Source organism: Microcoleus sp. AS-A8, from assembly GCA_039962225.1.
GTDB lineage: Bacteria > Cyanobacteriota > Cyanobacteriia > Cyanobacteriales > Coleofasciculaceae > Allocoleopsis.
The window spans coordinates 84,817-108,042 of sequence record JAMPKV010000004.1; the positions used below are offsets into that span (position 1 = coordinate 84,817).

The 23,226-nt window shown below is 44.7% G+C and carries 16 protein-coding genes, 1 tRNA gene and 1 pseudogene; 9 read left to right on the forward strand and 9 right to left on the reverse strand.

The window, feature by feature from the left end; all coding sequences use genetic code 11:
• Positions 1-118 precede the first annotated feature (118 nt).
• Complete coding sequence (locus NDI48_07770) at positions 119-1,540, reverse strand: WGR domain-containing protein (protein MEP0831105.1); 1,422 nt, start codon at positions 1,538-1,540, stop codon at positions 119-121.
• Positions 1,541-1,779: 239 nt separating this feature from the next.
• Between NDI48_07770 and NDI48_07775 the strand changes: the two genes are divergently transcribed.
• Positions 1,780-1,956: a hypothetical protein gene (locus NDI48_07775; protein ID MEP0831106.1), complete on the forward strand. Its 177-nt coding sequence runs from the start codon at positions 1,780-1,782 to the stop codon at positions 1,954-1,956.
• A 175-nt stretch (positions 1,957-2,131) separates the two neighbouring features.
• Here NDI48_07775 and NDI48_07780 read toward each other — a convergent pair whose 3' ends face one another.
• Positions 2,132-2,764: an SH3 domain-containing protein gene (locus NDI48_07780; protein ID MEP0831107.1), complete on the reverse strand. Its 633-nt coding sequence runs from the start codon at positions 2,762-2,764 to the stop codon at positions 2,132-2,134.
• A gap of 228 nt (positions 2,765-2,992) precedes the next feature.
• Here NDI48_07780 and NDI48_07785 point away from each other — a divergent pair, with 228 nt between their 5' ends.
• Together NDI48_07785 and NDI48_07790 are read left to right on the forward strand one after the other, a co-directional pair.
• On the forward strand, positions 2,993-4,183 hold the full coding sequence (locus NDI48_07785) for a peptidoglycan-binding protein (protein MEP0831108.1): 1,191 nt from the start codon (positions 2,993-2,995) through the stop codon (positions 4,181-4,183).
• Positions 4,184-4,374: 191 nt separating this feature from the next.
• On the forward strand, positions 4,375-5,628 hold the full coding sequence (locus NDI48_07790) for a peptidoglycan-binding protein (protein ID MEP0831109.1): 1,254 nt from the start codon (positions 4,375-4,377) through the stop codon (positions 5,626-5,628).
• Between the two features lie 75 nt (positions 5,629-5,703).
• On the opposite strand, the gene sigC is transcribed toward NDI48_07790, so the two are convergent.
• The 3 genes from sigC to lipA all read right to left on the reverse strand — a co-directional run bounded on the left by sigC (position 5,704) and on the right by lipA (position 9,242).
• Positions 5,704-6,957 (reverse strand): RNA polymerase sigma factor SigC, encoded by a 1,254-nt coding sequence (gene sigC, locus NDI48_07795; protein ID MEP0831110.1) that lies wholly within the window; start codon positions 6,955-6,957, stop codon positions 5,704-5,706.
• A 404-nt stretch (positions 6,958-7,361) separates the two neighbouring features.
• Positions 7,362-8,273 carry an NAD(P)H-dependent glycerol-3-phosphate dehydrogenase gene (locus tag NDI48_07800; GenBank protein ID MEP0831111.1) on the reverse strand — a complete coding sequence of 304 codons (912 nt, stop codon included), beginning with the start codon at positions 8,271-8,273 and terminating at the stop codon, positions 7,362-7,364.
• A gap of 99 nt (positions 8,274-8,372) precedes the next feature.
• Positions 8,373-9,242, reverse strand: a complete 870-nt coding sequence (gene lipA / locus NDI48_07805; protein ID MEP0831112.1) for a lipoyl synthase — start codon at positions 9,240-9,242, stop codon at positions 8,373-8,375.
• A gap of 103 nt (positions 9,243-9,345) precedes the next feature.
• On the opposite strand from lipA, the gene NDI48_07810 reads away from it, so the two are divergent.
• Positions 9,346-9,419: transfer RNA gene (locus NDI48_07810), tRNA-Pro, on the forward strand.
• A 1,036-nt stretch (positions 9,420-10,455) separates the two neighbouring features.
• Here NDI48_07810 and cas12k read toward each other — a convergent pair.
• From cas12k to NDI48_07830, 4 genes are all read right to left on the reverse strand, one after another.
• Entirely contained in the window at positions 10,456-12,378 is a 1,923-nt protein-coding gene (gene cas12k, locus NDI48_07815) for a type V CRISPR-associated protein Cas12k (protein MEP0831113.1), read from the reverse strand.
• A 433-nt stretch (positions 12,379-12,811) separates the two neighbouring features.
• Positions 12,812-13,390, reverse strand: coding sequence for a hypothetical protein (locus NDI48_07820; protein MEP0831114.1), 579 nt, complete (start codon positions 13,388-13,390; stop codon positions 12,812-12,814).
• Between the two features lie 226 nt (positions 13,391-13,616).
• The gene (locus NDI48_07825; GenBank protein ID MEP0831115.1) at positions 13,617-13,913 is read right to left on the reverse strand and encodes a helix-turn-helix domain-containing protein; all 297 of its coding nucleotides are present in this window, start codon (positions 13,911-13,913) and stop codon (positions 13,617-13,619) included.
• Positions 13,910-14,452: a hypothetical protein gene (locus NDI48_07830; protein ID MEP0831116.1), complete on the reverse strand. Its 543-nt coding sequence runs from the start codon at positions 14,450-14,452 to the stop codon at positions 13,910-13,912. Before NDI48_07830 ends, NDI48_07825 begins: the two co-directional genes overlap by 4 nt.
• Before the next feature lie 365 nt (positions 14,453-14,817).
• Here NDI48_07830 and NDI48_07835 point away from each other — a divergent pair, with 365 nt between their 5' ends.
• The 5 genes and pseudogenes from NDI48_07835 to NDI48_07855 all read left to right on the forward strand — a co-directional run bounded on the left by NDI48_07835 (position 14,818) and on the right by NDI48_07855 (position 22,502).
• Entirely contained in the window at positions 14,818-15,042 is a 225-nt protein-coding gene (locus NDI48_07835) for a hypothetical protein (protein MEP0831117.1), read from the forward strand.
• A gap of 271 nt (positions 15,043-15,313) precedes the next feature.
• Positions 15,314-17,407: pseudogene (locus NDI48_07840) on the forward strand (N-6 DNA methylase).
• Between the two features lies 1 nt (position 17,408).
• Positions 17,409-18,710: a restriction endonuclease subunit S gene (locus NDI48_07845; GenBank protein ID MEP0831118.1), complete on the forward strand. Its 1,302-nt coding sequence runs from the start codon at positions 17,409-17,411 to the stop codon at positions 18,708-18,710.
• Positions 18,707-21,724 (forward strand): HsdR family type I site-specific deoxyribonuclease, encoded by a 3,018-nt coding sequence (locus NDI48_07850; GenBank protein ID MEP0831119.1) that lies wholly within the window; start codon positions 18,707-18,709, stop codon positions 21,722-21,724. Before NDI48_07845 ends, NDI48_07850 begins: the two co-directional genes overlap by 4 nt.
• Complete coding sequence (locus NDI48_07855) at positions 21,717-22,502, forward strand: M48 family metallopeptidase (protein MEP0831120.1); 786 nt, start codon at positions 21,717-21,719, stop codon at positions 22,500-22,502. Before NDI48_07850 ends, NDI48_07855 begins: the two co-directional genes overlap by 8 nt.
• Positions 22,503-23,226: the final 724 nt, after the last annotated feature.

The window sequence follows — 23,226 nt, forward strand, 5'->3', positions numbered from 1 at the left end:
AAGTTCGAGAGTTAGGGAGGATTAGAGCGATCGCATTAATAATCAAATGCGATCGCATCAAATTTTTCTGTAAAAAACTTATCTGTGAGCGGGAGTAGCTGTCACAGTAAGTTGAGTTCTAAACCAATTTTTTGATATCACCGTAAGCGCGGTAGAAGCCACCGCGTGCCGACTCACGCACCTCTTGAACCAGATAGCGATCGCCTTCTTTCCGAATATCCTTGGGAAACTGTACATTCCAACTGGGGTTGTATCCAGGCGAGACAGTGCGGACTCTCAATTTACCCCCCTCCCGGAAGCACTCCACAATTACCCCTTGCGTCGTGTCGGAAGTCGTTTCCAACGTTGTCGACGGGGCTGCCCCCTCTCCTTTGGGGGCTTTAATAATAGTTGCTTGGGGAACTGTACCCGCTTGGGCGGCAGCAATAGCCGCGTCACTGGCATCAATACAGGCTAAAGAACCATCGGTTGTCACAATATAAACACGCTGATCAAAAAACTGCATGGAAAACGCCGAACCACAACCTGTACCCAGTTTCCACAGCCGTTCACCTGCCTGATTAAAGCAATAAATCGAAGAACTGTTATCTCCGGCGAAGACATATTTGCCATCACTAGCCGTAGCGCAGGAGTAAACCGCAGCATCACAGGAGTAAACGGGGCCTACTTCACCCTTCTTACTAAAACAATAAACCTTCTTATCACTCGTGCCCGCATACACAAATGAGGCTTCCTGCCAACCAAAGAGAACACTTCCCTTCGTCTTTTGATGCCACAGCATCCGACCCTCTTTGGCATCATACATGGTCACACCTGCACTGTGACCGTGATAGACCCCCGCATCATCACAGCGTACCATCCAACCACTCTGACCTTGGCTCAAACGAGTCCACTGAGATTCATCATCATGATCAATCGTTGTTACGCCACCATTAGCGTCAGAAACGCCTAAGACGCCATCGTGGATATCCAACCAGAAGATATCCACATTTTCATCAATTTTATAAGCGAGTCGCGGTAACTTGCCTGTGAGGTCGTAGACGTTGCCGTCATCGCACCCTGCGTAAATCCAAACATCATCAGCCACCAGACATTTGACACCATCGGGGAGTTTAAACTGATTGAGAACTTGTCCTTGAGGATTAAAGGCAAAAACTTTACCGGCTTGGTTACCTACCCAACACCGTTCAGCATCAATAAAGATGCCAAAAGCGGATGAACCGGAGGCAAATTTCCAGAGGATGGGGGCTTGTTTTGCCGTTGAGGTAGTACTGGTGACTTGGCGGCGCGTCACCGGACGCTTCTGGCGCACACCAATGACGGCGTGTTCATAGCCTTTTTTCAGCTTTTCGTTGATTTTCTTCGTGGCGTCAGCTTTCGCCTTCTCAGAGGTAGGGTAAGTTTTGCTCTGAGTCTGTCCTGAATCACCAATTCGACCGTAGCGGATGGTAACTTGGGTATCGTTGATGGTGACTTCATAGAATTTGTGGGAGCTGCCCTCGGTTTGGGACAGTTCTAAATAGGTCTTTTCTTCAGCCATTACCCGACTCCCTCGCTTTTGCCTACGGTTGGTCTATTCCTAGCAACGGTTTTAGCAAATTGCGCTCTTTAATGGGAAGTTGGAGTAATATCTACTCTTCTTCTTTGTGTTAAGAAAATTAGCTAAATTTTAATCTTAATTGCAAAACTCCCAGCAACTGAAAAGCCAACAGAGAAGTGATGGTAGGTTGTAAAACTGTAACTCGCTGTTTTAACAACCTCACAGATAGATTACACACGATGTACAACAAAAATTCTCATAAAGACTGGCTGGGAGCAGCTGTAACAGCCGGATTAGGGGCTGGGATCGTCACATCTTTTGCTGTCAGCCAAGGGCAGCACCCCTTGATGGCTTTAGCTATTACAGGTTTTTCGGTGCTGGTTGCTCTGTTGTGCACTGAGTTAGGACTGATTTAAACAGCGTATCCTAACCCATCTTGGGCAGAACTCCTACGAGATTTCAGGACATTTTAAAGTTAAAGATTTGTACCATTAGCCCAGACTCCATGTCTGGGCTAAGTTATTGGATTACAAGAGACAGAACAGAACCTAAAGGTTTCTAATCGGAAAGATGCTGCCAATGCCTCATAGCCTACTCCTGAAAACAAGCGACAAGATTGATATCTCCTCTAGCAGGAATCCCATTAGACATCCATCCCACACTAGGCTCGGCAAGTTTACTCCACTCGCGTCCCATGCCATCTGTGATAAATTCTGGAGGATTGGAAAGCGTGACGCGATCGCCAAAAAAGACTGTACTAACTTGGCTAGAACTTATGTCGGGTGTCTCACGCACCGCCACACCCTCAACACCTTCATAAATCACTTGGCGGCAAAGATTTCGCCTTGCAGGCAGAGTGGAGACTTCACCACAACGTTTGAGGTCTTTGGTCTGGACAAATCCGCTGATGGGAGAACTAACAGCAATCCACCCATCTCTCCCACCTCCCTCTGCCAGGATCACTTGTTCGTTCGACTGTATAGCTCTGATTCGATTGGTGGTTGAACGCTCTTGGTAGATAAATGTCGATCTCGCTGCTGCCCGACACTCTCCTCTTCGCTGCGCCAGTTGAACATTGTTCCTCTTGACCAAGAGCATGGCTTCTGATCCAAGCCTTCTGTTGTCTGTCGCGGTGCTGGTCAAAACAGTGGCGGTAGCCTTCATACCTCCCACAGTGCTTAATACTACAGCGAACAGAGCAATAGGTCTGCCCCAGTGGCTCATCCGTTTCATACCGTTAACCCCCCACATCATTTTGTCAGTCTTTTTGTCAAACACCAGACCGAACAAAAACTGTATAAATTCTATTATTTATTGAAGCATATTTCACGATTCAATCAGTCGCTCAGACTCATTTTTCATTTCATGAATAGAGTATAAACAGTACTAAACCAATCCGCTAAAATAAAATCTTCCTTGATAAACTAATGACCAAAAATTACCTAAATCAATATGGAGACACTCACGTATTTTCATCTGGCATTAGCCTATGAAGCAACAACAGACGTAACTGAGCTTTTGATTCAGGACAGTCTGAAAATTTTGGATTGGTGGAAGCGGCAAAAGCTGGTCATGCAGGGTCGGATTTATTGGCTCTCCTTGCTGGTCATTCTCGGTATTTTAGGGATGGCAGGTGAGGCACTAGCTCAAAGGACTATTCAATTAGGGGATCGCAACCCACAGGTAACATTCATTCAAAATCGTTTACAGCAGCTAGGATATCTTGAACGCCCGGCGGACGGTATCTTTGATCAAGCGACTCAAGAGGCAGTCATCCGATTCCAGCGCGATAAGAGACTCAATCCCGATGGCGTTGTGGGCGAACAAACTGAGTCGGCACTATTTGAAGAATTTAACCGCCAAACCGACATTTCCAGTCGGGATTTTAGTGTTAGTAATCGTTCAAATAGAGTCTTGAAACAAGGCGATCGCGGAGCGGATGTTACTGCCCTTCAACGGCGTTTGAGGGAACTAGGATATTTCAATGGACAGCTAACGGGATATTTTGGTCGAACCACTCAAGAAGCTGTGAGCCGATTCCAGCAAGCCTACCTGATACAGCCGGATGGAATTGTTGGCTCTGACACTAGGTCAGCCTTATTCGGCTCAGGTACTGGCACATCCCAATTTTTTCAAAACGATTCACTCAGCTTACCGCCTCCGCCCCCGCTTTCGGGGAGTTCTATGTCTGGGAGATTCAACCCCATTCCTTCTATACAAGTATTACGCTTGGGCGATCGCGGCTCAGAAGTGACGAATCTTCAGCAAGAGTTAAGACAAAGAGGCTTTAATCCAGGTCGCGTCGATGGAGTTTATGGTTCGCAAACTCAGGAGGCTGTTCGGCAGTTTCAGAGAACTCGTGGCTTATTCACTGACGGGATTGCGGGTCGAGAGACGCTGAGCGCTTTAGGAGTAATTTCTCAAGCCAGAAGGAATCGCTACGTAGTCGTCGTACCCGTTCTTGATGAGAACACGCTGTATCAAGTACGCGATATAGAGGGTTTTGCCAGTGCCTCTTTGACGAACTCGAAACGCGGCAAGTATGTTAATGCTGGCTCATTTCCTAACCGTGCCACGGCGGAAAGCCGATCCTATCAATTGCGATCGCAAGGACTTGATGCCAGAGTAGCTTATTTTCCCTAGGTATAGGTCGTAGCATCGCGGCAAGTCTATATTATCCTAAACTAGAGCGTGGCAATCTACAACGGTCATTGCATCTTGCCTGTTCGTTTGATTGGGAATTTAGAAAAAAATCAGGAAAATCCTGAGGTTAAATTCCCCATACGACCAAACGCTAACGCGTTCGGGTCGAAGTACCCTTTGGAGGCTTCATCATGGAAACCCTTGCCTATCTTCATCTGGCTTTAGCTAACGAGGAACCGACAGAAACCGATTATGGGGATTTGACTTCATCTTGGGAAAGCTTAAAACAGTTGAGTAGAGGCGCAATTCATCAGGTCTGGAATCAGCCCAAATTTTCCACCAGTGCCGCTGTCTCTCTACTTTCCTTCAGTATTGCCTTGGGCGTCTTGGGAATCACTCATCAGGCATCCGCCGCGGTTCAGGAAGGCGATCAGGGCACTGAGGTCACGGCTGTTCAGCAACGCTTGCAGGAATTGGGCTACTTTAAGGCCAATATCACAGGATACTTTGGTACTCTGACCAAAGATGCGGTGATTCAATTCCAGCAAGCCAAGGGATTGGAACCCGATGGAATTGTAGGGACAGACACTCTAGTCGCATTGGGAGGGCAACCTAAACCGGGTGCCAAGCCAGTGAGAGAACTCAGTTCACAGCCACTACCCAGTCCGAAGTCAGTCAAAGTGTCTACGGCACGCAATTTGCGATTAGGCGATCGCGGTTCTCAGGTGAGTGCCCTTCAAGAGAGTTTAGCCGTAGCCGGGTTTCCGGGCGGTGCCGACGGTATCTTTGATGAAGCAACCCAAAAGGCGGTCATGCGCTTCCAGCAAACTCAAGGACTCGCACCCGATGGAATTGTCGGGCCGCAAACCTTAGCTGCATTGCCCGTGATCGGCGGACCCAATCCTTCCTCACCCCGCAGAAATCCCAGCAATCGTTCAACACCTAGAACAACTAATCGCTCCACATCCAGAGATAGTAGTAATCGCACCACGCCCAGAACAACGACCAATCGCTCAACCTCCAGGGATAGCAGTAATCGTTCAACACCTAGAAAAACGACGACCCGCTCAACCTCCAGGGATAGTAGTAATCGTTCAACACCTAGAAAAACGACGACCCGCTCAACCTCCAGGGATAGTAGTAATCGCACCACGCCCCGAGCAACGACTACTCGCTCAACCTCCAGCAATAGTAGTAATCGCGCTACACCCAGCACAACGACCAATCGCCCAACACCCAGAACGACAACCAGTCGATTGAATACAGCCAATGCTACTCTGAGTAACTCGGCTACACAGGCGCTGCAAAAGCGCTTACAAGAACTGGGCTTTTATCGTGGCGAAATCGACGGGATTTGGGGGCCACAAACCCAATCCGCTGTTGAAGCTGCCCAGCGTTCCTATGATGTGAGTGCTGCTGATCTCGAAAAAAGACGCCCTAATTGAAACTGAAAAACAAAAAGAACCGGCTGAAAAGCCGGTTCTAAAGCGTTTACAAAAGAGACAAGATCAACATGCTACTTAAGTAAGAGCTTCCAGATAATCCCGCACACGGTTGCGGCGCTTGGGCTGGCGCAATTTCTGTAAGGCTTTCGCTTCGATTTGACGCACACGTTCCCGCGATAGCTCCAGAGCACGACCAATTTCGGCGAGAGAATATGGATGACCATCTCCCAAGCCGAACCGCATCCGAATCACATCGCGTTCGCGGCTGGTCAGATCTGCCAACAGTTGGTGTAAATCCCGTTGCAGAGCTTCCCGCATCAAGACTTCTTCTGGAGAAGTTTCTTCAGTTTCGAGTAAATCACCTAATTCAGTGTCTTTTTCTTTGCCCACTTTAATTTCCAAGGAAACAGAGCGAGGCACTCTCAGTAAGACTTCTCGCACTTGCTCTTTGGTCATTTCTAACTCCAGAGCAATATCTTCAATGGTGGCTGTGCGACCTTTTTCCTGAGAGATTTTGCGTTGGGCTTTTTTGATTTTGTTGAGTTTTTCGGTAATGTGGACGGGCAGGCGGATGGTACGGCTTTGAGTGGCGATCGCCCGCGTGATGCCCTGGCGAATCCACCAATAAGCGTATGTACTAAAGCGGTAACCTTTGGTTGGGTCAAATTTCTCGACCGCCCGCTCTAATCCCAAAGTGCCTTCCTGAATTAAATCGAGGAGTTCCAATCCGCGATTTTGATACTTTTTCGCTACCGACACCACGAGGCGTAGGTTAGCTTTAATCATGTGTTCCTTGGCGCGATTGCCCTGGGATTGAATTTGTTCTAGCTCTTTGACCGACAGACCCGCTAATTCGGCCCAGCGCTGTTTTCCAGCGGCCAATATAGGCTTCAAGTCCGAAACTTCCACACCGGCAGTAGCCGCCCACCGTTCTAAAGAGGGACGGTGACCTAGTTGAGACACTAGGCGATCATGAGTCTCGATTAGATGGACATAGCGCTCAATTACAGTATCTGATGTCTTGGCAAACTCAGCTCGCAAGTCCAGCATCCGCATGTAGCGCTGAACTTTCTGGGCTTCCGAGACTTCCTCATCTCGCCTGAGTAAACGAACTCGACCAATTTCCTGAAGGTATAACCGAACAAGATCCGTGGTACGACGGTTGGTAGTTTTGGAGAAACTGGCGGCTTCTGGGCCATCACTCTCCAGGTCAACCAAATCATCTGCTACCGATAGTTCTAGATCTTCGCTTGTACCGTTGGACTCATAGCTGTAGGGAAACAGCTCTTGGTCGAATTCTGTGTCGGCATAGAAAGGAGTGGCTGGCATAATAATCTCTTAATTACGACCGATGACCGCACCATCATGAAATGTGCGTCACAACTTATTACTAGAGTTCCCACCCTTGATGACCGGAGAACAGCGCTTATATTTTGTTTACCAACAAGGATGACGAGTTGGGGCTAGCAGTCCTTGCCGATAACTAGTGCTGACGTATCGCTTCAGTCTCAACTACCGCATAAACATTAGGCTTGAGCCTAAAATCTATCTTTGGGTAGAGTGACTGGGCTTTTCTGTCTCATAGCTCTAGTATAAGCGTCTCACTATTGTTGGAATAGTGACCTTGGTCAAAGGCTATGTTAATCTTCATCACGAAAGGAGTGGATTCCTGAAAGATTTCTAAATCTTAAGAAATATTTTTCTGAGAAAAACCTCCCTTATCTTTCTGTTTCTCACTCTGGCTTAGTGTCTCGCAGCATTAATGCCTCAACAGCCGCTTGCGGCGTCATCTCACCTTTGAGTAAGCGAAACACCTGATAGGTAATGGGCACGGAAACGCCTTGTCGGTTGGCTCGCTCCAGCAGCACTGGAGTTGTGTTCACCCCTTCTGCTGTGCCTTCGAGTTGCGTCAGAATTTCTGAGAGCGTCTTGCCTTGAGCCAGTTGATAACCGACTTGATAATTGCGACTGAGTTCGCTGTTGCAGGTTGCCAGTAAGTCTCCCAGCCCGGACAGCCCATAGAAAGTTTCCGCTTGAGCACCCCAATCGGTACCAACCCGGATAATTTCAGCGAGTCCACGCGTCAGGAGAGCCGCTTTAGCATTCGTGCCCAACTGCAAGCCATCACAAGTCCCTGATGCGATCGCCATTACATTTTTTAACGTACCGCCCAGTTCCACACCCAGGGGGTCAGGATTGGTGTAAACGCGAAATTTTGGCGAAGAAAAAGCCTGCTGTACGAACTGAGCCGCCTTCGTGTTGGTACTGGACACCACCGTAGCCGCCGGGAGTCCCTGTTGAATTTCTTTAGAAAGATTAGGGCCAGACAGCACCACCACTGGATTTGCGGGAAATGCCTCTTGCCAGATTTGCGAGGGAGTGCGGGTTGTGGCCGGATCTAAGCCTTTAGTCGCGGTGATGAAGATTTGTTCAGAAGGAATTGATAGCCCCTGTAATTTTGTTGCCACAGGATTAACACCTGACATGGAGACGGCTGACAAAATGATACTGGCACCCTGTAAGATATCCTCTAACCGTTCTGGGCTACTACGCGACCACAAACGGATTTCCTGACCGTTCTGAGACGCGAGGTACCTGAGGGCAGTTCCCCAAACACCGGCTCCGATGATAGCGATTTTAGTCATTGGTTGAAGGTTGAATGTTAGAACGTTGAATGTTGGAAGATTGAAACTTTGGTAGACAACCTGTAACTTATTAACCTGCAACCTGCTAACCTTCAACCTTTATCGAGGGTAACGCTGCATTAATTCCCGAACTTGCTCGGCGTGATAAGAACTGCGGGTGAGGGGAGAGGAGACAACTTGCAAAAAGCCCAAGGATTCACCATACTCTCTCCAAGCATCAAACTGAGCGGGTGTGATGAAATCAGCAATGTTTAAGTGCTTTTGGCTGGGCTGGAGATATTGCCCGATGGTGAGGATATCGCAGTTCACCCCACGCAAATCTTGCATCACTTGGCGGATTTCGCTATCGGTTTCTCCCAATCCCACCATTAAGCCAGATTTTGTATAAATCCAGGGAGCGACCTCATGGGTTCGCTGCAAAAGTTCAAGCGATCGCTGATAATTGCCTTGAGGGCGTACCCGCCGATAAAGGCGAGGTATCGTTTCCGTATTGTGGTTGAGTACCTCTGGCTTAGCTTGGCAAAGGGTTTTTAGGGCATCCCAGTTACCACAAAGATCGGGAATTAAAACCTCAATCGTGGTTTGAGGGGAGACGGAACGAATCCCTTCAATGCATTGCACAAACTGGGAGATGCCGCCATCGGGTAAGTCATCCCGATTGACAGAGGTGATGACCACATGGTTCAATCCCATACGCCGCACGGCTTCTGCCAAACGGGTTGGTTCCGTAGGGTCAAGGGCTTTAGGCTTTTTTTCAAAGTCAATATCACAGTACGGACAGGCACGCGTGCAAGCCGGCCCCATAATCAAGAAGGTGGCGGTGCCCGCCTTGAAGCATTCTCCAATGTTGGGGCAAGAGGCTTCTTCACAAACCGTATTCAGCGCTAAATCACGCAAAATTTCTTTAACATTACCGACTCGTTCCCATTGAGGCGCTTTGACACGCAACCATTCTGGTTTAACGACCACTCCCAGCCCAGCTCCCACTGAAGTTACAGTGATTATCCTAGCAAGCTGAAGGCTGATTGCCGATACAATGTGATACCATAGGTGAGTTACGGCTATAACTTATCGGGATGTAGCGCAGCTTGGTAGCGCACTTCGTTCGGGACGAAGGGGTCGCAGGTTCAAATCCTGTCATCCCGATTATAACAGTGATGTAAATTCACAAATTAAACGTCGCTGTTAACAAATTGATGTCGTTTTTAACAAATTGACGTCGCTGTTAACGGCGACTCTTCATCTAGGCAACTGTTAACAAATTGTTGTCGCTAGACTTCTGAACGTGGAATATTAACTAAGAAAGTTACCATCTCATCCTGTTGAGAAGGTTTACCTCTATCAGAATAATCCCGAACGAAGTGCGCCTTTCAACCCTCCCTAAAAATCTCTGAAAATAACGTAAGGCAGACTATCAACCCACCCTATGACGGGAGGGTTGATGAAACATGAGTGTGTTTTTGTCAGCGGCTATCACACGATCGCTTTCAACCCACCCTATGACGGGAGGGTTGATGAAACCTTTCTCCTTCTCTAACTCTCACAATTCCCTCGAACTTTCAACCCACCCTATTACGGGAGGGTTGATGAAACCGCGCCCGCTGAAACCCTTGTCTACACAAGCTGACAAATACATTTTTGTCGGCTGATTTTAAAATCCTCATTTCAGCTCTTTCTCCCAAGAGAATACTGATGAAAGTAAAAGTCTTAAACCAAGACTAGGCAAGAGTTCTGAACAATTGACGGCTCCTCCGGGATTTTGCCCCCGCTTTGATCCGTCAGAAAAATAAAAAATAAATAGGGAGGGTTCCCCCGACGAAGGGGGTGATTCAGTAGCCACCACAGCGTCCGCCCCCTTGTTGCCAAGGAAACGCCCGCACCCCTGTTGCCAAGGGCTGGTGCAAGTCATGCATTACTCCTTATTGCTGGGAGCGCACCTCTGTTACGCTGTATCATTCAGAGATAAGATTATCTGACTTAGATAACACAGGTAAGATTCCCGTCTGGACAAAGGACTCAATAGACGGCAGCATCAGGAGTGGGCAGCTACCAGGGTCAGAAAGCAAAACGGTTTTCCAACCGTCAAACTAACCCAGATTTTTCACCGTACAGAGGCTCCAAAGAGCATAAACGGCGGCGCTGTTAATTTCACTTATTAAATTGTCAAGGTTCAGCAAATTTCCTAGTTCACGGAAGTAATGCGGGTGCTGTAGGCACTAAGCGCTAAATCTCGCGCTTTTTCCTGTGGACTGCCTCGAATCGATTGTTGCCCGACTTCAATAGCAATTCCGGTTTTGGCAGCAAGGCTTTGAATGCTTTCAATTAATCTGCCGTAGCTCCAACGGTGAACGCTGACACGATACTGCTTGGCATACTCTTGCTGACCTTTCTTGTAGTTGGGAACTTTTTGCTCGGCTCTAGCTTGAACTTCACTGCTCAGGATTTCCCGTATATCACCGAGCTTGGGCAGAACAATACTGCCAGCTTGATAAGTTTTAGCGATCGCAACAATCGCAAGAGCCAGCAGTCTGTCTACATACTGCCCTAACTCAGATTCCTTAAACTGATTGGGTTCGTGCTGTTTCTGAGCTTTGTGACGTTCGTGGGAGTGACGTGATGAGAGCTGTCGCTGGCGGTTCAGGAGCTTATAGTTTTCACCGAGTAGCTGTTTGACACTGCGATAGGTTAGAACTTCGCCCTGTTGAGCATCCACCACGGCTACTGTCGCTGGCTTTTCCAGACCGAGGCTAACACCGATGAGGATTGAGGGTTGACCTTGATACAAAGGCTTACTGGGACGTGGGAAGGGCGTATTAATGCGATCGAGTGTTGATTGCTTGCGTTTGACAAAAGCTTGCTGTTTATCGTCAAGCTCCCCCTTATCTTTTGTGTTAGTCAAGATTTTGGCAATTTCAGCCGCTTTTTCGCTCTTGACCTGTTGAGTTCCCTGTGATGTCAACAGACGGGTATCCATAGAACAGTAGAGAATTAGACGATGTATGTTCCACATCAAGCCTTTCCCCTGACGTTCTTGCCAACAAATCCGTCCCGCTCTTAGGGTGAATAAGCTGCTGGAGTGTTGGTTTTTGCTGTCACGCTTGGTTTGCTGGTCTTCTAGAAAGCGTTGGAACAAATGAAGTTGACGTTGGTCGCACCATACCTCAAAGCTGTGCTTGCCCAAGCTATTGAAGCGAACGCAGATGCGCCCTTGGTCATTCTTGAACCAAATCATATCTTCACTACTTTCATAAGCCACAGGAAATGGCACAAAACTAGATTTTCTCAATAGTGCTGCCTGCCAAGCTTTTGCCTCATCTTCATCTTTAGGAACGTTGTAGATAGCCGTTTCTAATGCCTCTAGCCACTGCTCTCCAGTCAAATCTCGACCTTTGGGTATGCGACTTTTCAGTTGTTCTTTGAGGCGTTCAATTTCTATCTCTTTTGCACGCCGTCTAGTAGCAAATTTTTCTGGGTCTTCCTCAACTTCGCTGACCTGACAGTCATTTTTGAGGAGGTAGGCAAGAGAACAACGGTTGAGCGGGTCTGTACTATTTTCGTAGGCATCAAATAGAAGACTGAATAGTCTACGAGGTGCTTTATCAGCTTTGCCTTTTTTAGTCTTCTTACCCTTTTTACTGTCAGTCGGCTGATTGTGATTGAGGTCAGATGGGGTAACAAGTTGGGTCAGGAGTTCGGTAGCTTTAGCACGAATCACATCCAGGCTAAAGTTACAGTCTTTCTCCAGTTCATCATCACTTTTGAGCATCGAAAGCCAGCGTTCTTTTCCGGATATTTGCCGCTGTCGTCGTTGCTGTAGGGCAAACCAAGATTTGTAGATGTAGTCTACAAGAGTAATGGCGGAATAGTAGAAACGACCCGGTTGACCGCTAAATCGAAGGTCGGTTTTGAGGGAGTTACACAGTGTTTTAACTAATCCAATAGGTAGCTTTCCTTTTTGTATCCATCCCTCTAGGTCAGGGTGCTTTCCTATCTGCTCCAACAATTCGTTAATCAGCGGTGTATTTTTCTGAGTCATCAATTCCCACAGATGGCGGAGGGTTTCTTCCTTAGCAACCAGACGACATTGAATGGTGATAACACTCATGGAATTAGCTGATACTTTCTGTGGATTAAGAAGTATGGGTTGATAGCGCGATCGCTAATATCAATCGCTTAACATCAGGTCTGTTAAATCAGATGGTCTATAACCAAATCTTGATTTTGCTATTCAATTTAATTTTTATCTGATGAATTGATTCTATAAGATTCTAGCTATTGGAAAACATTAAAAAATATATTGTTTTTGCTAGCTATGCTTTCCTATTCAATAAGAAAAAGTTCGATAAATAACTTTTTAAAAAGCGATGATTATCGAAAATTTGTCTGCTCTTCATCCTTGAGGAATGGATAAGCTCTGCCGGAGCGATCGCAAATTGGACTCAGGTTTTAGCTGTCTAACCGTTAGACAGGTAACACCTGCTACTGTTGTTGAGGAAAGCATATCAACACCGAGAAGCCTGGATTTACCTCCTGCCTCATCAGTAAGAGGACTTAGCCCTACTTACAAGCCTCTTCATGTGGATATTTTTAAACTTTCGTCTTTTCTTTTGTTCTTTTTCCAAACAGTGAGCTAAGTAAGTTAGAACCTCACTTGAGGGTTTGAGATAGATTTCTTCAGCATAGGTGGCAACCACATTCGGATATTCCTCGGTTACGGCTGTCTGTAACTCTCTTATGGCAAACCCTTGCATGATTAAGACAAAGTTTTTTCCAGCACGTATCCTTTGAGCCGGAGCGATCGCCCAATCTGCCGTTACATCAAGACGCAAGACGGCAAAAGCAATTTTATAACCTTCTGCTAATTTCTTTTCCCAGTCCTGGAAATCCTTTTGATATAGCCAGACGGTATCTGTTGTCGTTGACTTGACCTCAATTGAGAAGTTGCTCAAGCTGGGGTGATTCCAAATATCAATATCGACCCCCTGAGACAAATGATTTTTGACTCGAAAATCCAAGCGACAGAAGGTAATGGCTAGTAGCGTTTGGAAAATTTTGCCAGCGTTTTTGGGATGTACAGAACGTATGGTTTGTAGTTGAAAACCTGCGAGTCCTTTCAACGGTCTTCTTCACCTGGATATCTGAACTTGATTAACTGTCGTTACTCTAATCCAGGCTTGATGGTGAAAAATATAGAGTTTTGCTCTTGCTATTTAACTTGACTTCTGCTATTCATAACAACTTGTTTTTGATTAACTGACTGCTCAATTGTTAGATAACTACTATTGTTCTAAATCAATTTGAACATCGTTGCTAGAGAGCGTGTAGTCTTTCTCTTGTTTTCTACTACTGCTCACAAGACAAACGGTTCAAAAATGTCTGTGGGATGTCCTCATAAAACTCCAGAAATAAATCTGCCAGTGCTAGATACCATTTGTGGTAGTGCTTGGGAGCTTGGTAGTGGCGTCCTCGCCCAAACCACCGCGTAACTGTGGTGATGTCACAGTGGCATAGCTGCGCCATCTGAGTGTAAGTTACTCCCCATTTTGAGGAGAATTGCCGAGGGGTCATTTCCAGTCGGCAGTTGGCAAACAGCTCTATTAGGCGCAATTCACGCTCACCAAGGGGACGGGGATGAGTCATACTGTCTCGTCCTGGATGATTGGTTGCAAGTCTTCCTCCCATGCTGTGGTAGCAACTAACCAAGTAGCGCTGCAACTGTCTGTGTCAAGCCATAAGATGTAATGCCACATCCAACAGCAGCGATGAGGGGCATAGTTGTAGAAGCGCCCGATTACTACTCCTGATTCTCCCTCGCTAGTAGGAGAAACTAAGCGGAGTTTATCCCCGTACAAGAACTGAGGTGGCAGCGCTCCATTAGGAAAGTCTTCAGGCAACTCAACGGAGTGAGCAAATTCAAGGTTGATGGGGCAATGGAACACATTTAAGTTGCCCTGGCGGATGGCGTTAAAGTAACTGGCAATCAGTTTGCCGTTTAGCGTCTGGGTTAATTGCCCGATGAGTATTGCGGCTAGGCTCTCTAGCTCTTGTTCTTCCAGATTCATGGATGTGGCATCAAGGTCAGCATCTGAGTAGTTGCTGAGTCGGGAGAGCAGTTGTGTAATGCCAAAATCCTCTAAGGCTTGCTGGTAGCTGTCTGGGGAAGATTGTGTGTTAGTCATCACAGAAAGTATTTAAACAGCAGTTGAGAAAAAGCCGCCCTCTGCAAGGAATGAACAGTAGGGGAGTTGAGTAGGTACTCTTACGCCTGTATCGATTTGGTCAGTATGGGGTAGCGGTTTCCACTTAATGCGATCGCCCAATGGGCGCTAGCGAAGCTAATCGCCATACAGAAATTTGGGCATGGCTGTGCCATGTGAAAAGTCAGCGGGAAGCCTGACCGATGGCGGCGGTTCATCCAGACTAATTAGAGGCAAGTTGAGACTCACGGTTAGAGGAGGGTTAAGTCAATCTTCCTGTCAAAGTAGCATATCAGCTACTAATAAGCTACATATCAGCTAAAGATATTAACAGGAGAGAGGCTCAAGTGTACGATCAAGGCGGTTTGGATGAAATGGAACTTGTGAGCAAAAGAGTTTTCCTAACTCTGCCTGATTTGGTTTATGAAAAGTTGGAGCGGTGGGCGAACTATCAAGGAAGACCCGTCGCCAATTTAGCTGCGTACATTGTGGAGAAGGCTATGGAGGAAGCAGAGGCAGAAGGTAAGATTCCGCCACCACCAAAAAAGCAACCTCCAGCCGAGAAAGGCTAGAGATTGGGGGAGTAATGCGCTGACATCTCTGATTGAGGAAACGCTGAGTAACCGCGACCGGGCGCTTGGGAAGCTGGCGGCGGATGCTGAAATGTCTGTGGAACGGATTAACGAGTAGCTGGAAAGCGATCGCCTTCATTAACACTTGCGAGAGAACCTTAGAAGCTTTGAGTGGTAGGTTAGTCTGTTTGAGTAAGTGGAAGAACACTGGAAAGCAAGTTGATTAAGAGAATAGATGGCTAATTGGGTAAAAACTAGACCTCTGCGACGGATGACTCAGGCGGAACTCGATCGCTGGTTGGAGGATGCTGCTGATATTTTGCGGGGGAATGTCGATCACTCGGAGTTTCGCGGTTATGTATTTGCGCTGCTGTTTTATAAGCGCATCAGCGATGTGTACTTGGAAGAGGTTGAGAAACTGACCGAGGAATTGGGTGATGAGGATTTAGCCCGCGATCCTAAGATGCACAATTTTATCGTGCCAGAGGGTTTTTTGTGGACTGACCCTACTGATGATAGTAAAAGTGTAGCTCGGACAACATCAGTGAAATTGGGCAAGGCACTCAATGACGCAATGGAAGCTATCGAGGTAGCGAATAAGCCTAAGTTTGACAGAATTTTGACGACGATTGATTTCAATGACTACAGTCGGGTACCAAAAGATAAACTGGTTTCTTTAATTAACCACTTTAGCAAGCACTCTCTCCGCCGAGATAATGTCCCTGATGATTTGTTTGGCAATGCTTATGAATACTTAATTCGAGATTTTGCTAGTAAAGCAGGTAAGAGTAGCGGGGAGTTTTACACTCCAAAAGAAATAGCCTTTCTCCTAGCTGAGATATTGGAACCTGCACCAGGAGATAGTATTTGTGATTGGGCTAGCGGTTCGGGAGGATTATTACTGCAATGTTGTAATTATGTCAAAAAGCACGGAGGCAACCCTAATCAGCTTTTTCTCTACGCTCAAGAAAGCAATCTGACAACTTATAACATTTCGCGACTGAACCTAATTCTGCATGGGGTTAGGAGTTTAGACAATATTCGACAGGGGGATAGTTTACGCACTCCATTGCATCTGGATGAGCAGGGTAAACTGATGCAGTTTAAGCGGATTGTGATGAATCCGCCTTTTTCGCTGAAGGATTGGGGATACAGCGATTTTGAAAATAAGGATACCAAGGAAGTTAGCGACTCCTATGATCGCATGGTCTTTGGAATGCCGCCTCGCGATAATGGTGACTATGCCTGGTTGCAGCACGTTGTTAAGTCTCTGAAAGATGACGGCAAGGCAATTATTGTCATGTCTCAAGGTGTGCTGTTTCGTGGTCAACCTGAACAAACAGAGGAAGAGGACGGATAAAACCAGAAGGCTGATGCTGAGTACTTGATCCGCAAGGGATTCATTAACCAGGATTTGATTGAGTGTATTGTCGTTTTGCCTCCCAAGCTGTTTTACGGTAATAGCGTCCCTGGTTGTCTGATTTTGCTGAACAAGTCGAAAGCGCAGGATCGTCAGGGCAAGATTTTGATGATTTGGGCTTCGCGAAATTTTCAATCAGCTAATCCGCAAAACTTACTCCGTCCTTCTGATTTAATGCGGATTTTGGTTCCTTGGCGAGCTTTTGGCGATTTGGCTAAGGCGCAGCAACTTGTAGGCGAACATGAACAGCAATTAATTGCAGCCGTAGAAGCGGAACGAACAACCCGACTACAAGAAATAGCTGCTGCTTACGATCCAGTTTTGGAACCTCTGCCAGATTTGAAAAAAGAACTGACTGATTTAGAAGGGGCTGATTATGATGCCTGGGTTGAACAGTTATCAGCAGATGATGCCTATTTTGGTGAGCTTTCATTTTTAGTATCAGAAATCAAGCGGTTGGAAAGGGTTATAGCAAGCACAAAAGGTGAAGAGAAGAAGATTCGCCAAGAAAAACTAAAGCTATTTAAGGCAGAACACAGGGAAAAAATTAAAGCTATCAATAAACAAATTAAAAGCAGGCTTACGCAGGTAAAACGCGACATAAAAGAATTAAGTAAATTGACAACATTACGAGACTTGGAAGTTGTTAATGTTAATAATCATTCTGATCGGGAAGTAACTCACCTTCAGGAAGCTGCTGTTGATTTGCTGCGAATTTGTTCAGAGCAAGTTGAGGCGAGGCGTTATTTCACAGTAGTTGAGCGTCCTGAGCTTGAGGAAAATGAATTTAACCTGAATCTTCCCCGTTATGTAGATACTTTTGAATCTGAAGAAACAATTGAACTATCAGTTGCAATCAAGGAATTAGAAGAAGCAGACAACAAGCAAATCGTGGCGATGGAAGATTTAAAAAGGCTACTGAAAAAATTATCTTTGGATGAATGATATGGATTCAAACAATTATCAATTTAAAAAAAATAAACTTCGTAATATTTGCAAATACAACACGGGTAAAACTCCAACAAAAGAATGGTATGCCAATAAAGGTAATACAAAAATAATTAAATTTAGAGATATTAAGGAAGATGGATCTATCTGTTATGAAAATGATGAAGATGGCTGGGTAAAAGAGGAGTATTCGGAATGTAGCCAATTAATTGATATAGAGGAAAAAATGATTTTACTTACTTCCTCTGCTCATTCTTCTGAGCATATAGGAAAAAAAATAACGTTAGTAAAAGAAATACCTAAAGCAGCCAGAAGATACTGCTATGTAGGAGAAATAACTGGAATAAAATCGAATAGCGAAGATGTCTCAATTGATTGGATATTTTATTATCTTCAAAGCTCAAAAGGATTAGCAGAAATAGCCAAGATGGTCGAAGGGATGCACCTTAACCCTCGTCCCTTTGGTCAAATTAATGTTTTATATCCACCCAAAGAAGTTCAACCGCACATTTTATCGTGTATTCAGTCAGTAGATGAAGTTATAGCTAAAACAAAAGAAAAAATAGTAGCTATTCAAAGACTGAAACAAACTGTATTAAAGCAAATTTTTGCACAGGGTATTCCTGGAAGACATAAAGAATTCAATTCTACAAAAATAGGAAAAATACCTAAAGAGTGGCAGGTAGCAACACTTATGTCCCACTGTGGCGACTATTCATGTGTGAGAACAGGGCCATTTGGAGCGCAACTACTGCCAGATGTTTTTGATAAATCAGGCGTAAGAATGGTAAATATCACGGACATTGGTGAGGGTAGTTTAGACTTTTCTACAGAAGCATATCTTAAAGAAGATATTGCTAATAGTTTAGTAGATTATCAGCTTCAAACGGGGGATTTAGTTTTTTCTAGAGTTGCATCAGTAGGTCGAGTTGCTTTAATTTGTGACTATCATCTTCCATTGATTATGTCCTCAAATTGTATTCGCCTTCGTCCAGGAGAGGTATTCAATTCAACATTTTTAATGCTTAGTCTTATATATGCTGAGGGTGTTGCTAGACAAGTAGTAGCAGCATCTACAGGTGGAGCCAGACCAATTGTTACTCCTCGTTTACTTCGTAGACTACTAATTCCTAAGCCAGATATTGAGGAACAAAATCAAATAATTGAAATAATTGAAAATGTTAATAATTCCATCAAAACGTTAATAGAACAAATGGAAACATTAAATAAGCTCAAGCGATCGCTGCTACAAAACCTTCTTACTGGCAAAGTTCGTGTAAATCTGGATGGTGGAATATGACATTCAACGAAGATACAACGGTTGAAAAAGAACTTATCGAAACTCTCCAGCTACCAGAATTAAGCTGGCGTTACGAAAATCGAGATAGCGTCTCTCAAAAATATCGCCCAACTAATAAAGAAAGTGAAGTTCTGTTAGTTCCCATTTTACGCGACAAGCTCAAAGCCCTAAATCCCCACGTGATTACCAATGATGAACGGGCAAACATGGTGATTGACAAACTGCAAAGACTGACTGATAACCAAGAATGGATCAAATGGCTGCGAAACGAAAAGACAGAGAAATTTGCAGCCGATGAAAACAATGAGAATATCACTCTCATAGATTATGATGACGACCCTCTAAATAATAATGATTTTTTAGTCGCCAATCAGTTTCGGATTGAAGGGAATAACCCACGAAGACCCGACATTATACTATTTATTAACGGTATTCCTGTCGTCGATATTGAAGCCAAGACCTCTAGCCGAGGAAAGGTTGATTGGCAAGAAGGTGTTAAACAAATTAGAGAAGACTACGTTACAGATATACCGCAACTTTACTATTCCAATGCTTTCTGTATTGCAGTCAATGAAACCAGGATGAAATATGGCGTTCCTGGTACAAGGTCACAAGATTGGCAGCAGTGGCGCGATCCATCTCCTCATAATCACATTTCCACCTTCGATGAAATGAAGTGTTCCCTGTATGGGCTATGCGATCGCAGCAACTTACTGGATTTAATTCGTAACTTTATTGTTTTTGAAGTTGATAAAGGTAAAACAGTCAAAAAAATTGCGCGTTATCAACAGTATCGTGCTGCTAATCTAATTGTAGAACGGGCAACTAATCCTAGCTTACCAACTAGCCAGCGTCGGGGTGTAGTTTGGCATACCCAAGGATCAGGTAAAAGCTTAACAATTTTGTTTGCTGCTAAAAAACTCTGGCATCACCCACAACTAAACCAACCCACTATCCTGATTATCATAGACAGAGAGCAACTTCAAGACCAAACTATCGGGCAGTTTTATTCTACAAACACTGAAAATTGTGTTCCTGCGGGTGATATTCCTGACTTACAGGCAAAGCTGAGAGAAGATCATCGCGGTGTAATCATTACTATCATTAACAAATTTAGCGGTATGCAGGAAAGAAACCTGCGCTCAAACATTATTGTTTTAGCAGATGAGGCACATCGTACTCAGTACGGCGATTTAGGCGACTTTATGCGACGAGCCATTCCTAACGCCTCTCGCTTTGGCTTAACTGGTACACCACTAGAACTCAATGACCGTAATACCGCTCAAACTTTCGGCAAAGAGGAAAGCGAGGGTGAATTCGAGCGGTACATGGATAAATACGGGCTTGCCGAAGCAATTCGCGATCAAGCAACTGTACCAATTCACCTAGAACCACGATTAACAAAGTTGAAACTTTGGGGTAAAGCACTCGACAACAAATTTGAGGAATTATTTGGCGATCGCAGCGAACAGGAAAAAGCTCGACTGAAGAAAGAGGGATCGAAGCTGAAAAATGTGCTTCTCCACCCGCAGCGTCTCGAACAGATTACCAAAGACATTGCTGACCATTTCCAACAAAAAATCCAACCCAACCGATTTAAGGCAATGCTAGTTTGTGAAGATAAAGAAACTTGTGCTGTTTATAAAGCAGCCCTTGATAAATTGCTTGGAGCAGAAGCTTCTCTAGTAATTGTTTCTGAAGACCCCAAGAGAGATAAAGAAATTGTTAAATTGCACTATTTGGGAGAAGCAACTCGGAAAAAGGCAATTGAAGATTTTAAGAAACCAAAGCCTACCGACCCAGAAGAACTCAATAATCAAGCCAACCGATTTAAGCGAGTAGAAATTCTGATTGTTTGCGATATGCTACTCACGGGATTTGATGCGCCAATTGTCCAGGTGATGTATTTGGATAAAGGACTTAAAGCACATACGCTGTTACAAGCGATCGCTCGTGTCAATCGACCCTATAACGAATTGAAACAGCATGGTTTGATTGTAGATTACTATGGAATATTTGAGAAATTAAATGAAGCACTTAATGATTTCGATCGCAAGGAAATAGGAAAAGTTGTCTTTCCTTATAAGAAATTTATTAACCAATTTAAGGCAACTATCGAAAATCTCACAAATCTCTTCCCAGATGTTGATCGAGCGGGTAGTTATAATTCCTTAATAGAGGTGTTAGTTTTCCTAAATGAGAATGAAAAAGCAAAAGAGCAATTTGAATTAGGCTTTCGTAATGCTCGAATTCTTTATGAAGCAATACAAACTGATGAATGCCCTTACTCTTATAGAAAAGAATATAAATGGTTGTGCAAGCTATACACAATTTACAGAAAAAAGTTTTATCCAAAAGAACCATTTGAAATCGATAAAGAAGATGGAGCTAAAACAGTTGATTTAGTTAGAGAATCAATCGATGTTGAAGAGATTCAAAAACATTTCCCTACTTATGTATTAGATGCTAATTATCTTACACAAATTAAAGATATAGAACTCGATGCCAAGGCTTTGGAAATTGAGGCAAGACTAGCGGCAGAGTTAACAATTCGCCTAGATGAAGATGAAGATTTAAGACCTTTAAGTCAAAGATTACAACAAATTATCGACCAAAAACGGGATAAAACGATAAAAGGAATAGCTCAGTTAGAAGAACTAGAGTTAGAAAAAATTAATCGCTTAAAGGAACTAGAAGAATTAGCCAGACAAACTATAGAAGTAATAGAACAAAGACAGCGACCAATCAATGATTCTATTATTAATCTAGTGAAAAAGCGACTTCCCAATATTGCCGACGAGCAAGCGATTGCAGTCGCAAATGCAATTGTGAACAAAGCAGAAACTCTCTGTTTCCCCGATTGGTTTAAGCAAGCGCACATGGATACAGAATTATATCGAGAATTTACCCGCTTACTTAATGCTAAATTTAAAAATTTAGGATTGCATGGTAAAGGTAAAGACTTTATAGACTCCTGTATTAGACTCCTGAAAAAGGTACGTTTCTGTGGTTAAACTGAAATCACCAGAAAAGCAGCAATACAATCTCCCTAACTACTCTATCCGCGAAAGTCAAAGAGCCAAACATTTGCGCCTTAAGGTATCTATTGAAAATGGTGTAGAGGTAATTGTTCCCAAAGGCTTTGACCAAAGCCGCATCCCTGGCATTCTTCAAAAAAAACAGGTTTGGTTAGAGACAGCAGTCAAACGAATTGATGAACGGCGGCAGTTTTTTACATCAACGGTATCTAATTCTCTACCAGAGTCTATCTCATTGGTAGCGATCGCAGAAGATTGGAAGGTCGAATATCATCAAACCTCAGCATCAAGAGTAGTTATAACCGAAAAGCCAGGTAGGCAGCTATTAGTACGGGGTAAGGTTAACGATGTAGATGCCTGTAAGCTAGCCTTTCGTCGCTGGATTTCTCGAAAAGCGCACAATCATTTAGTGCCTTGGCTGAAAGAAGTAAGCCAGATAAATAATCTGCCCTTTGAGAAAACTCTCATCAAAGGACAAAAAACTCGTTGGGCTAGTTGTTCTCAGCACAAGACAATCAGCCTCAACTATAAACTCCTGTTTCTTCCCGCTTCTCTGGTGCATTACGTCTTTATTCATGAGTTATGCCATACCGCTCAATTGAATCATTCACGAAAATTTTGGGCTTTAGTGAACGAAAAAGAACCAAATTATAAGCAATTAAACGCTGAACTGCGAGAAGCTTGGCGCACCGTACCTTTATGGGTAGAACCACAATCGTCATTACCCAAAATCCCAACGTGCGATTGCATCTAAAAACTTCAATATATCTACACAAAGAGAACACCCCCCCTTCTGGCACTCATCTGATGACAAGGCGACTCGGCATGAGATGCGATCGCTCATTCATTCCCTCCCAACTTTGACCGCATCGCCTGCCACGCCTCAATCTGCTGCTGTAACTGCTGTTCGGGCGATCGCGAAGCGCTGGTGCAAAGCAGATCGCACTACTTTTACGACTTGAACCAGAACATAGACAGGCTTTGAACGAGAAGTTAGATAAAAAAGAAGGCGATGTGATTTTTCGGAGTCCAACGGTTAGACTTTGACAATGATTGAGGAGAGTAGACAATAATACCCTATTTTGTCATATAAAGCTGTATTTTATGCTGTCTAACGGTTAGACACGGGTAGCGTCTAACCGTTAGACACCGATTTCACTTGATTAAACTGGAAGAGTTTGAGCGGGAAGGGGCGATCGGAGCGGTCAGTGTTAGCGTTCTTTTAGCTGTACAACCGTTAGACACGTATTTCACTTGATTGAACCGGGTGCTGAAGCGTGGGATGCGATCGCAAACATTAGTCTTCCATACGAATTGGTTCTACTCAGGACGAGGGCTTGTCAGCGATTTTTGAGGGAATGACGGTTTACGCGAATCATTGATTGACAAGAGCCGTTTGGTAGTAACTACGAAATCTACAAAAAAGCCCAATTAGAGCTTTCGCTGCAACCAGTACATAGCTGTCCTCCGCTTAGCGA